Raw genomic sequence first — 9,675 nt, 5'->3', positions numbered from 1 at the left:
CGTCTAAACTCCCCAGCAAGGCGAACATGTAGGGCGTGACGACGCGCAAAGGCTGCAAAGATCGACCAAGAAAGGAGGAATTCTGCAAAATGCGAGCGATCCCCTCAACTTCGATGCTCAACCATGACCCAGGCCGCCGCTCGCGAGCATAGGGCGACCATCGCCGGCATGTAGACGCGCGTGGGCAAAATGCGCACGCTGTCTATAGCTATGGTCGCACAACCATGAAGTTTCATTCGGCATGCAAAATTGAACGCCGTTGACACCAAGCAGCACTAGTGGTTCGCCGCCGTGCTGCGCGGGCACTATGGCTACTATGGCACTCCGCACACTATCCAGCGCTCAACGGCTTCTACCGCGTGCGTCGAACCTGGCTGCGTTTGTCTGAGACGGCGCGCCAGAAAAGCCGGCGCATAGGCTGGCTGGAGTTCGAGATCCTGACGGCACGCGTCCGAGTAGGCCTCCGGCGTAGGCCGCAACCTGATTGGATTTCTGACGGTCATCGCTTAAGTAACTGCGGATTTTCTTTATAAATTTGGATGAGCTCGATGATGCGCTCGATGCCGAAGTCAGTGAACGCTTGAACGCCGTCTTCGCCAACGCCAAAGCCCCAAATGGCGCCGTCCTCGATCTCCATTTCGTTGGCGACGTCTCGTAGCCAATCTTCATCTTCGCCGAGGTCTTTTGCGACCTGGGTGATGGTGGTGACGTGATGGACCATGTTGACGTGGGTGGTCATGCCGCTCGAGCGGAGATCGCTGGTGCCGGCGTCCAATTCCAGGGCAGAAGCTCGTCCAGCCGATGAGCCGGATGAGCGGCAATGCGGGCAAGGATATCAGTCAACCACGCCTGCGGATCGACGCCCTTCATCTTGGCCGTGACGATCAGGCTGTACATAGCCGCAGCGTGCCGCCCTCCGCGGTCAGAGGCGCAGAACAGCCGGAGCTTCCGTCCAAGGGCGATGCCTCGCAAGCCCCTTTCGGCGGCATTGTTGGAGAGGCACACGCGGCCGTCCTGAAGGAACAGCGTGAAGCTCGCCGATCGCTTCAGGATATAGTTGAACGCCTTGGCCCGGTCGTGAGCGCGCGACAGTTTGGCGAGCTGCTCGCGCATGTAGACCTGAAGCTCCTCGATCAGAGGCCGGCCCAGCGCCTGCCGCACCTGAAGACGCTCGTCGGGGCTCCCGCCATTCATGGAGCGTTCGATCTCGAAGGGCGCATCGATCCGCCTCACGACCTCAATCGCGGTCGGCGAGAGCGGGATTTCCTTCTTGCCAGCGGCCTTCCGCCGGGCATTCTCTTCGATGTCGGCCATGGCAAAGAACGGGCGCCGTCCGTGTGACCAGCAGGCAGCCTCCCGGATTGGGCCTGGCTGGCGCCCGCCGGATAGAACTGGTTGTCCCATCATAGGCGTCGACCTGCAGGATGCTGGCATATCGGGCCAGATGCACCTGGGGATGCTCGCCTTTGCGGTCGCGGGAGTAATAGAACATCGCCGCCGATGGCCCCGCGCCCCCAAAAGGCCCGTCGTGCCGGACGTAGATCCAGCACCGTGCCGTATCGGTCTTGCCCTTGGCCAGCACCGGCACGGTCGTATCAGCGGCATGAAGCCGCTCGGCAGCCATGACACGGGCTCCACCAGGCGCAGGAGTGGGTTGAGCGAGGTGCAGACCGATCCCACGGCATCCGCCATGGTCGACAGTGCGATCGGCACGCCTTCTAGGGCATAGCGCTCCGCCTGGCGGTTCAACAGCTGGTGTTCGCCGAACTTCTCGAACATGATCATGGCCAACAGGCTCGGGCCGGCCCATCCGCGGCGACGGCATGGAACGGCGCTGGCGGTTGGCTGATCTTCTCACAATCACGGCAGGAGGACTTCTCCCGCACCGTCTCCATCACCTTCCACTGGCGCGGTACCACTTTCAGTGTCCTCGTCACGTCCTCGCCGAGCTTGCGCAGACGATTGCCGCCACAGCACCCGCAAGCCGTCGGCGGCTCGATCACCACTCGTTTGCGCGGCAATTGCTCGGGGAACGTCTGGCGTTCGCCGCGCTTGCGCGTAAATCCGCGCACCGTCGTCGCCTTGGCCACAGCGCGCTCTGCCGCCAGCTCGTCTTCAGTGGCGTCACTTTCCAGCTCTTCGAACTTCAAGGCCAACTGCTCGATCAGGCGCGACGAACGCTCCGACCGCTGGCCGTAGATCTTATGCTTTAGCTGGGCGATCTGCAGCTTCTGCTGGGCGATCAGCGCTTCGTCCTCAGACGCTTTCGCACGGGCGACCGCGAGCTCAGCCGCGATCTCCAAACCCCTCGTGCGTTCCGCGGCCAACGCCTCTTTCGGCGGTGGCAATGTCATCCGGAACAGCGTCGCGCTCGGCATCCATGCGACACAGTGGAAGCGCTGTGACTCCCCAAAAATGCAAAATCTGCTGGATCTTGTGCTCAGCCCGCGCTTCTCGGTCGCCAGCTCAGCTGTGGATTCCGCCAGTCGATCCCGGACCGCGAGGGGATTTGAGGAATGTCCCCAATAGTGAGTCTGACGAATCTTTTCCGGAGGTGGTCGAAGTTCGAGACCCCCACCATCCTTTGTACGGCCGCTCATTTCAAGTGATCAGGAAGATCGGCCAGCGAGGCCGAGGCATTCCCGCTTCGTATGAAGTTGAGTATCGCACGGGAAGCAGTCTCTAATTCAGGCAACCGCAATCGAATATTATGGACAAGAAGCAAATCAGATTAAGCTGAGTACGGAGGCTCTACTCGAGCTTTTATCGACAGCGGATTGTCCCGACGCACATGAGCATGGATCCAGCCGATCTTTGGTCGCCGCTGACGCCCGCGCTCCGACGCCGGATCGTCGAAGACGTCGCCGCGATTTTGGCGGAGATCCCTCATGAAGTCCGAGTTGGTCACACCAAGCCACTTGGCGCGCAAAGCCGTAGTCTACATCCGGCAGTCGACGCCCCACCAGGTCGTAAGCAATCAGGAGAGCCTGCGCCTTCAATACGCGCTTCACAAGCGCGCCCGTGAACTCGGATGGCGTGAGGCGGCCATCGACGTGATTGATACCGATCTCGGGTTGAGCGGCGCGTCTACAGCGCATCGTAACGGCTTCAAAGAACTCGTTGGCCGTGTTGGCCTGAGTGAAGTGGGGCTCATTCTGTGGATCGACGTGACTCGCTTGGCGCGCAATTGTACCGACTGGTACCCGCTCCTGGATATCTGTGGTCTGCGTGGCTGTCTGATCGCCGACCGCGATGGTGTCTATGATCCGGGCACTCCCAACGGACGGTTGCTTCTCGGGCTGAAAGGTTCGATCTCCGAGCTTGAGCTACATACGATCCGCAGCCGGCTGACCGCCGGCCTGCTGGCTAAAGCCGAACGCGGCGAACTTGCGGTTATGCTGCCAATCGGGCTGATGCGGGAGCCGAGCGGCGTAGTCGTTAAGGATCCCGACATGGCCGTGCAAGGGCGGCTCGGTCTCGTCTTCCAGCTGTTCCTGCAACTGCGCAGCGTTGCCAAGGTCATGCGGGCGTTGAACGAGCGTGACCTCGAACTGCCACGTCGTGATCGGCATGGCGATTTGTGTTGGACGCGCGCGACGCTGGCTGCGGTGGCGGCCGTCTTGAAGAACCCCGCATACGCGGGTGCCTTCGTCTATGGACGAACCCGCTTCCAGCCGCCGAAGCGGGAAGGCGCCGTGCCGCAAAAGGCTCCGCGGCCGATTGAGGAGTGGCGGATCGTCGTCAAAGATCGATATCCTGCCTATTTCGACTGGCCAATTTATGAAAAAATCCGAGCCGTCATCAGAGATAACCGAGCCGAATACATGCGCATCAAAACCCGAGGCGCGCCTCGCGATGGCGAGCTTCTGCTCCACCGCATCGCCTGGTGCGCACGATGTGGCCATAAGATGTACGTCCGCTACAAGGGGGGCGGCGAGTATGTATGCAATCACCTGCGGCCCCAGAGGAAGGCCAGCCGACCTGCCAACACATCCGGGCCAACCGTATCGATGCGGCCGTTGCCGATGCATTCCTAACTGCACTGGCGCCGGCCGAACTCGATGCCTTGTCGCACTCCCGCCGGGTCCAGCAGCAGATGAACAATGCGTTACGTTCCAGCGCAGAACGAGAGCTCGAGCGCAAGCGGTACACGGCGGCGCTCGCCGAACGGCAGTTCAATCGAGCTGATCCAGACAATCGCCTGGTCGCCTCAGAACTCGATCGCCGATGGGAAGCGGCGCTAACCGACGTGCGCGCCGCTGAGATCGATACCGCGCCGTCCGACGCCGAAGGCCAGATGAACTTGCCTCGGTCCAGCCGTTTGGCGTAGTGCGACATGCCCAGCCCGTCATGCCAGAGGATCTTGACCAGATCGCCGCGACGACCCCGGAAGATGTAGAGATCGCGAGCATGAGGATCGCGCTTCAGGCTCTCCTGGACCGCAAGCGCCAGGCTTTGCATCCCGCGGGGCATGTCGTTGGGCCGGTGGCAATCCAGACCCTGACGCCGCTCGGGATCGGGATCATCGCTGTCTCAGAAGCTCAGGAGCCCGCTGCAGCGCCTCCGTGTCCACGTCCCGGTCAACGCGCACGCGACCGCCGCCGCCAAGCTCGATCTCGATAATGCCGGCCCTTGCACGTTGCGCAGGCGGTGAAGACACCGGTTGTGGCGCGCTACTCGATATCGGAGCCGCTGCAGACGTGATCTCAACCGGAACAAGCGCCGGCGCGCCATCCCCGCTCAACTTGCCTTTGCGCGCCAACCGGCGCCACGTGAACAATTGGCTTGTCGACAGCACGTTGCGTGGTGCCGTCACCGACACCAGACCGGGCCCGCTATGGCTCTCGGTGACGATTCGCTGCTTTTCTTCCAATGTCGGACGGCGTCGAGCGCCCGTCGAGACGACTTCAAGTCGGGAAACCTTAGGCATGGCCATATGGTCAGTCATACGCCTATGTCTTCATCCTCCAACAAACCGCGCAAGGCGGTCCTCGCCGGAGCGATACGCTTCCGCCTGCCAACTCCACGGATCACTCGCACATGGGCGCAGGCGCGGATATGACCGGGTTACTCTTGGGAAAAGCCGGGTGCGGGAAAGCCGCCCGCCTGGATCTGTGAGGGCAAAGCCAAATGGCGGAGCTACTCGACCACGACGCGCCCAAACAAACGGCGCCGCTCACATTGGAGCGATCCTAAGGGGTTGAGGAGCTTAATGGGGCGCAAAAAAGCCTCAGCCAGCGCGAAGCATTCCGCCAGCAGGCAAGGAAGCACTACAACGCGGAGAAATCGCGCGGCGCGTGACATACCGGCGGCCTGTAATTGAAGTGAACAGATCGGGAGTTATCGTGCGCGAGCAACGGCGATATTGTTCGTTATCGGCGTGATTGCATCAGAACGATTCTTCAACTATCCGGTCATTCCGAATCGCCCGCCCTACAAGAGCTCCGTTCCCGACGTTCTCCGTCGTACTGCATCTGTGCTGGCGTTGCGCGCCTGGCCCTTGACTCGTTTTTCCGCACCTAGAAGCTCAACCCCCGCCAAAGATATGCACTTGAGAAACAGGTCGCGCACCTTGCATGAAAACCTCGCGACGCCAGGCCCAGATGCCACAATTCGACGTAGTGACGCTTGGAAATGAGGAAACTCACCGCTCAAGCGCCACCATAATCAAACGTCCTTTCATCTGTTGGAGCCCCGAATGGCGTTGCAAAGCGCAAGTCGTGCTGGAATCGCGCTTGGCGTCTCCACGCCGCATCTTGTTCGGCTGGTTTCGACGTGCCTGCTGTCGCGAGCGCCCACGCCGACGTCGTGCATGGCGATCCGGCGCTCGAGTCGGTCTGGTTCCACTCGCGGTCAGCCAGCTAAACGAGGTGCCCTCGCAAGCCGCACGAGCTGCGGCTTCTCCATTCGGCATCGGGCGGCAACGGTCGCGTTCGTGCACTTCACAGCGATCTCGCCACGTCCCGACATCCGAGTTTGAACCGTCAAGTGACGTGTATCTGCCGATGATGTCCTAACCGCTAACTCGCTCCTGGATTGCGCTGCCTTGTCACAAGGAAGAGATGGTCTCGGTTGTCTGAACAGCAATTCCGCGTCCATAAGTGGAGCTTCTGCCAGAGTTAGGCCGCCGCGCGGAACGGCAGCGGGTTGAAGTAAGCTTGATCCGAGGTGCCGCGGCCAAGGCTCGAGTGGGGACGCCAGCCACTGTAAAAGGCGAGGTATCGGCCGATCGAGGCGCGGGCGTCGGACACGGTGTCGTAGGCGCGCAGATAGACCTCCTCATATTTGACACTGCGCCACAGCCGCTCGACGAACACGTTGTCGCGCCAGGCGCCCGGCCGTCCATGCTGATGGCGATGTCATGACCGAAAAGCACGCCGGTGAACGCGGCGCCCGTGAACTGGGCGGATTCAGACGGTCGTCGCAACACCAATTGTTTTCACTCATGAGAGTAATTCGTCAAGCGCTTCTGCCGGCGTTTTCCGGCCCAGTGTCTTTCTGGGTCGGTCATTGAGGGCCGCTGCTACAGTCTCGTCGGCGCTGTGGATGCTCAGGTCTGTGCCTTTCGGAAAGTACTGCCGCAGCAACCCGTTGGTGTTCTCGTTAGTGCCGCGCTGCCAAGGGCTTTGCGGGTCGCAGAAGTAGACCTGGATGCCCGCATCGATCGTGAGGCGGTCGTGCTGAGCCATTTCGGCTCCTTGATCTTAAGTCAACGCGCGACGTAGTTCTTCGGGCAAAGTGATGATGGTGCGCGAGATCGCGTCACGCACGGCTTCCGCCCCGTGTCCTGCAAGCGCAAGTCCGTTCTTCTTGCGCGGAGCTTCGCCATGCCCCGCTAACCGGGGAAGGTGCAATAGCATTGTGAAGTGCGTCGTGCGTTCGACCAACGTGCCGATCGCCAAGCTGCCAAGACCGAGGATGAGGTCTCCCTCCCAAGTCCCGGCACGGCTCGATCGGCCGCTTCAGCGGGGCGCTCACTGATCATGATCTCCGGCGAGACAAAGCCCTTGCCGTGCCTGCGTACGCGCCCCCTGGCACGCACAACACGCGTCCAGTTCGCAAGCAGGCCGTCAGTTCGCTGCGTAGTACACCGCGGCCCTGAACGAAGAGAGCCTGATAGATGCTTCGTGGCTGAGCGCATCGTCTTGTCGTCCGGGAAGTCGATAGGCAAGCGTCGGGCAATCTGCTCAGGGCTTCATGCTTTGGCCCATCGTCGATCCTTTCGCCGGCCATGCCGGCGGCCGTTCCGCCGAACGGTGGGGCCAGCAATACAAGCTCCGCTCGGGGCTACGATCCTGCCGGTAAGTCTCTCCTCCACATAAGTGCGCAAGGCAGCGTTGGGCGCAAGCTTGGTCGGTTTGGGCCGGCGGGCAGATCGGTCTGCATGTCATTGGGCAGTTGTTGCCCGATAATCCAACCCGCCGCCGCGGGTGGCCGCGTTCCGCCGCAATTCACGTGAGACCGTCGAAGCAGCCCGTCCCAAGCGGCGCCCAATCTCCCGTATCGAGTGGCCCTGCACCTTTAGAAGGGCGATTTCCTCGCTTTCAGCCAATGAAAGGTAGCGCCCGGAGAGAGGCTTGGCCGAAGATCTGAACATCGCTGGTGGCATGCCGCCTGCCTTTCGGAACAACCTGCTTCCGACAGGTTGCGATAATCCGGCCTCAAACGCAGCATCTTCGCTGCTCTGCCCTGTGGCAATCGCCTTCCAAAATCTATTCTGTTCATCGCGTCCGGCCGCAGACGGCCGGCCTGGCGATGGCAATGGCGCTCGTCCTGACCGCGCCGAACATCGACTTAAATCTTTCATCGCAACCTCCACTTCAGGGTGTGGCGACGACCGTTTGAATCCGCCCAATACGCCTCACAGGACTATCGTGCGGTCCTGTGAGCCGCCGGCATCACCGCATCGATGAGCCGCAAAGCCAACTGCTACGACAATGCCCGATGGAGAGCTTCTTCCACACCCTGAAGACCGAGCTCGTCCATCATCGCGACTATCAGACCCGTGCCGAAGCCCAGCGCGATATTTTCGCTTCATCGAAGGCTTCTACAATCGAACCCGGCGCCATTCCGCCATCGGATATACCGCCCGATCGAGATCGAGCTAAAAGCTGCTGAACCCTGTCCACTTTTTTTGGGGGAAGATCACTGTGTCGCCGTCGTGACGACGACATCGTTCAGGTAAATCTCTCGGGGCTTGCAACGACGGCACGATGGTGAAAGCTGGATTCAGGCGCTCGCGCTACTACCGTCGTGCATATTGCCCCCCATCCGGTCCCCTCTGGGACGGTCCAGCCAATGCGACTCTCAATCGAAACAAGCTGATCGTTTCGGTCGATTTAAAGACGGAGGAGGGCTTATCGCATGCGCAAACGTTGATCGCCGACGCAGATATCGTCATCGAGAATTTTCCGCCCGGGAGTGCTGAGCCGGGTCGGGATCGACTTCAGCGTCCTGCGCAAAAACTCATCCAGCCCTGACTAGCGTTTCCATTCCCGGCTTTGCTTCTAACGATCAACTCCGTCGCGAGTGGCGTGCCTTTGAAGCCGTGATTGGGGCGTCCTCCGGCTTGTTCACCGACATGGGGTTGAATCGTGTGTTGAGGGGGATCAACCCGTCCTTCTCGCCGCTACCTCTGGCATCGGGCTGCGATACGATGCTGGCGGTTTTGGCTACGGTGCTGGCGCTTCAGGCACGAGAACGCAGCGGAATCGGCGACCAGATCGAGGTGCCTCTTGCATGCGGTCATGGAGGGGCTCGCATACAACTCCATCAGCATCGATCAGCTTCCGCTTCGCTACAAGTCACCGTGAGCGCGAGATCGCCCGGAGGCGCGGAGCGTTTGCCAATGAACCTCTCCTATGAGGAGACGCAGGAACTCCTCGATCCATTTGCCCGCAACTACAAATGCAAAGACGGGCGCATGTTCTTCGTCCTCCTCGGCCCACAAGCATCATACCAGGCGCTGTTTGCAGGTGCTGGACCGGTACGATGAGCTCTTGGCGGAGGGGGTTATAGAGGAGTCGAACACCTATCTTTCGGTGCGCGACTGGCGATCTGATGTCTCCCTCAGGGTCCTTCCGAAAACGTGGGCGGACAAGATCGCCGCACGAATGAAGACCATCTTTCTCACCCGCACCGCAACCGAATGGGAGCGCATCTTCGGAGAGGGACGAATACCAGCCGCGCCGCAGCGCTGGCAGCAGGACTGGATCAGAGACGATCACGCAGAACACGCGGGCCTGATGATCAAGGTCGATGATCCGGTGTATGGACCGATCACTCAGCTTGGACCTGTGGCCTGGCTGGAGGAAAGCGGGGAACTGATGTTGAGCCCCGTGCCGCGAAAATGGGTCGCCTTCGATCAGGCCATCGCAGCATTCTCGGAATTACCTGCCAGGCAAATGTCGGCACGCAAGGCTGACAAGTCGGCGGGGTGGCTCGAGGGCGTGCGCGTTCTCGACCTAAGCAATGTCATCGCTGGCCGCACGCACGATGCTATCTCGCTCGTTTCGGGGCTGAGGTGATCAAAATTGCCCCAGCCAGTCCGCTGACAGTTCGATAACGGTAATCTACGGCATGACTCACATGCGCGGCTAGCGATCGGTTCTGCTGGACATCGAGTCATCCTCTGGCCGAAAGGCCTTCGAGAGGCTCGTGAAGTCTGTTGATTTG

General features: G+C 60.8%; 7 protein-coding genes and 5 pseudogenes. 6 read left to right on the top strand and 6 right to left on the bottom strand.

Annotated elements, in window-relative coordinates; all coding sequences use genetic code 11:
• Positions 1-499 precede the first annotated feature (499 nt).
• Together AC0L3B_RS37570 and tnpC are read right to left on the bottom strand one after the other, a co-directional pair.
• A complete protein-coding gene (locus AC0L3B_RS37570) occupies positions 500-739 on the bottom strand; it encodes a hypothetical protein (RefSeq protein ID WP_473382534.1) in 240 nt (79 codons plus the stop codon).
• Positions 736-2,354 (bottom strand): annotated as a pseudogene (gene tnpC, locus AC0L3B_RS37565) (IS66 family transposase). Before tnpC ends, AC0L3B_RS37570 begins: the two are co-directional and overlap by 4 nt.
• Positions 2,355-2,888: 534 nt before the next feature.
• Here tnpC and AC0L3B_RS37560 point away from each other — a divergent pair.
• Entirely contained in the window at positions 2,889-4,037 is a 1,149-nt protein-coding gene (locus tag AC0L3B_RS37560) for a recombinase family protein (RefSeq protein ID WP_473382531.1), read from the top strand.
• 59 nt (positions 4,038-4,096) lie between these two features.
• Entirely contained in the window at positions 4,097-4,330 is a 234-nt protein-coding gene (locus tag AC0L3B_RS37555; protein ID WP_473382544.1) for a hypothetical protein, read from the top strand.
• On the opposite strand, the pseudogene tnpB reads toward AC0L3B_RS37555, so the two are convergent.
• The 4 genes and pseudogenes from tnpB to AC0L3B_RS37535 all read right to left on the bottom strand — a co-directional run.
• Positions 4,306-4,461 (bottom strand): annotated as a pseudogene (gene tnpB / locus AC0L3B_RS37550) (IS66 family insertion sequence element accessory protein TnpB); the annotation flags it as partial. The gene AC0L3B_RS37555 and the pseudogene tnpB overlap by 25 nt on opposite strands.
• A 61-nt stretch (positions 4,462-4,522) precedes the next feature.
• Positions 4,523-4,948 carry an IS66-like element accessory protein TnpA gene (gene tnpA / locus AC0L3B_RS37545; RefSeq protein ID WP_473382528.1) on the bottom strand — a complete coding sequence of 142 codons (426 nt, stop codon included), beginning with the start codon at positions 4,946-4,948 and terminating at the stop codon, positions 4,523-4,525.
• A gap of 1,171 nt (positions 4,949-6,119) precedes the next feature.
• Positions 6,120-6,412: pseudogene (locus tag AC0L3B_RS37540) on the bottom strand (integrase core domain-containing protein); the annotation flags it as partial.
• A gap of 31 nt (positions 6,413-6,443) precedes the next feature.
• A pseudogene (locus AC0L3B_RS37535) lies at positions 6,444-7,807 on the bottom strand (IS30 family transposase).
• A gap of 87 nt (positions 7,808-7,894) precedes the next feature.
• On the opposite strand from AC0L3B_RS37535, the pseudogene AC0L3B_RS37530 reads away from it, so the two are divergent.
• The 4 genes and pseudogenes from AC0L3B_RS37530 to AC0L3B_RS37515 form a co-directional block, all read left to right on the top strand.
• Positions 7,895-8,108, top strand: a pseudogene (locus AC0L3B_RS37530) (integrase core domain-containing protein); the annotation flags it as partial.
• A gap of 105 nt (positions 8,109-8,213) precedes the next feature.
• Complete coding sequence (locus tag AC0L3B_RS37525) at positions 8,214-8,480, top strand: CoA transferase (protein WP_473382524.1); 267 nt, start codon at positions 8,214-8,216, stop codon at positions 8,478-8,480.
• Positions 8,477-8,995: a CoA transferase gene (locus tag AC0L3B_RS37520; protein WP_473382540.1), complete on the top strand. Its 519-nt coding sequence runs from the start codon at positions 8,477-8,479 to the stop codon at positions 8,993-8,995. The genes AC0L3B_RS37525 and AC0L3B_RS37520 overlap by 4 nt, the downstream gene beginning before the upstream one ends.
• Entirely contained in the window at positions 8,976-9,527 is a 552-nt protein-coding gene (locus AC0L3B_RS37515) for a CoA transferase (protein WP_473382536.1), read from the top strand. Before AC0L3B_RS37520 ends, AC0L3B_RS37515 begins: the two co-directional genes overlap by 20 nt.
• Positions 9,528-9,675: the final 148 nt, after the last annotated feature.

It is taken from the genome of Bradyrhizobium sp. Kon56, assembly GCF_055807635.1.
This window is presented reverse-complemented; position numbering and strand designations above follow the sequence as displayed.